The sequence below is a fragment of the Oleiphilus sp. HI0117 genome (assembly GCF_001635235.1).
The window spans coordinates 1-2,254 of record NZ_LWGA01000915.1; the positions used below are offsets into that span (position 1 = coordinate 1).

General features: G+C 44.4%; 2 protein-coding genes. Both read right to left on the bottom strand.

The genetic code is table 11. The features are described 5' to 3' along the window. Nucleotides 1-184: 184 nt before the first annotated feature. Nucleotides 185-1,828: a chaperonin GroEL gene (gene groL / locus A3757_RS16275; protein WP_068509033.1), complete on the bottom strand. Its 1,644-nt coding sequence runs from the start codon at nucleotides 1,826-1,828 to the stop codon at nucleotides 185-187. A 76-nt stretch (nucleotides 1,829-1,904) separates the two neighbouring features. After that, nucleotides 1,905-2,195: a co-chaperone GroES gene (locus A3757_RS16280; protein ID WP_068509031.1), complete on the bottom strand. Its 291-nt coding sequence runs from the start codon at nucleotides 2,193-2,195 to the stop codon at nucleotides 1,905-1,907. Between the last annotated feature and the right edge of the window lie 59 nt (nucleotides 2,196-2,254).

Sequence of the window (2,254 nt, forward strand, 5' to 3'; positions counted from 1 at the left end):
GTAGGGAGCCTACTGCTCTAAAAAGCGACCAATTACAGACTATTTAATATGATAAATCTACCTTTATTAACGGTTTTTCATACCTTTGCAGGGTTTTCTTGAGACATGCCTCAAGTACTTAGCCCCAAACGCAAGAAACCCGGCAAAAGCCGGGTTTCTTAATCACAAAGCGTGAAAGGCTGGATTACATCATTCCACCCATGCCACCCATGCCACCCATATCAGGCATAGCTGGTGCTGCTGCACCCTCTTCTACGATATCGGTAACCATGCATTCAGTAGTGATCATCAAACCAGCAACAGAACCTGCTGATTGAAGCGCTGTACGCGTCACCTTAGCCGGATCAAGAATACCCATTTCCAACATATCGCCATATTCACCCGATGCAGCATTGTAACCAAAGCTACCTTCGCCCTGCTTAACCTTATCAGTCACGACAGAACCTTCGCCACCGGCATTCTCAACGATTTGACGCATAGGTGCTTCCATTGCGCGACGTAGCAAGTTAATACCAACGTTTTGATCTTCGTTATCACCTTGAAGATCTTCAATCGCTTGTAGAGCACGAATCAATGATACGCCGCCACCTGCAACAACACCTTCTTCAACGGCTGCACGAGTAGAGTGAAGCGCATCTTCGACACGAGCCTTCTTCTCTTTCATCTCGACTTCAGAACCAGCACCTACTTTGATTACCGCAACACCGCCAGCTAATTTAGCTACACGCTCTTGAAGCTTCTCACGATCATAGTCTGAACTGCTTTCTTCGATTTGCTTACGAATCTGGTTAACACGCCCTTCGATTTCTGCAGCTTGACCTGCACCATCGATAATCGTCGTATTTTCTTTACTGATGTTAACGCTCTTCGCTGTACCCAAGTTATCAATTGTTGCGGTTTCTAGAGACAAACCAACTTCTTCAGAAATAACCGTACCACCCGTTAGAGTAGCGATATCCTGTAGCATTTCCTTACGACGATCGCCAAAGCCAGGTGCCTTAACCGCTGCCACCTTAACAATGCCACGCATGTTGTTTACAACTAGAGTCGCTAGCGCTTCGCCTTCGATATCTTCAGCAATGATCAATAATGGCTTGCTTGCTTTAGCAACACTTTCCAGTACAGGAAGTAGCTCACGAATGTTAGAAACCTTCTTATCAACCAATAATATAAATGGGCTCTCAAGCTCTGCACTCATATTGTCCTGATTGTTGATAAAGTAAGGTGATAAGTAACCACGATCGAACTGCATACCTTCAACAACGGCTAGCTCATCTTCGAAGCCACTACCTTCTTCAACAGTGATAACACCTTCTTTACCTACTTTTTCCATCGCTTCAGCAATGATGCTACCAACAGAGCTATCGCTGTTTGCTGAGATTGTGCCTACTTGAGCAATCGCTTTAGTATCTTCACATGGACGAGCAAAGCCTTTAACCGCTTGAACTGCAACTTGCACACCTTTGTCGATGCCACGTTTCAGGTCCATTGGGTTCATACCCGCAGCAACAGCCTTCAAACCTTCGTTAACGATAGACTGAGCCAAAACTGTTGCAGTCGTTGTTCCATCACCCGCAGCATCATTAGTTTGTGATGCAACTTCTTTTACCATCTGCGCACCCATGTTTTCGAACTTGTCTTTAAGCTCGATTTCTTTCGCAACAGACACACCATCTTTAGTCACCGTCGGTGCACCAAAAGATTTGTCTAATACAACGTTACGACCTTTAGGGCCCAAAGTTACCTTTACTGCATCTGCTAGAATGTTTACACCGGCCAACATGCCTTGACGAGCCGAATCACCAAATTTAACGTCTTTAGCGCTCATATACTTTTCCTACTTAAACTGTTTGCCTATTTAGTTAGGCACTTTTAAAATAATTCTCTGAACCGGCTAACCGGTACTAAGCTTCTATCACGCCGTAAAGGTCGCTTTCACTCATAATCAATAGCTCTTCACCATCGATCTTAACGGTATTACCAGCATATTGACCAAACACTACAATATCGCCTTCTTTTACAGCCAAAGCTTTAACATCACCGTTATCCAGAATTTTTCCAGTACCCACAGCTATTACTTCACCCTGAGAAGGTTTTTCAGTCGCACTACCAGGCAATACAATACCACCCGCACTTGTGGTCTCTTCTTCTTTGCGGCGTACAACAACACGGTCGTGTAATGGACGGATTTTCATCTTCTTGATTCTCCTAACAGGTTTTCAATCCGAAAATAAAATCACTCTCAAACAAAGAG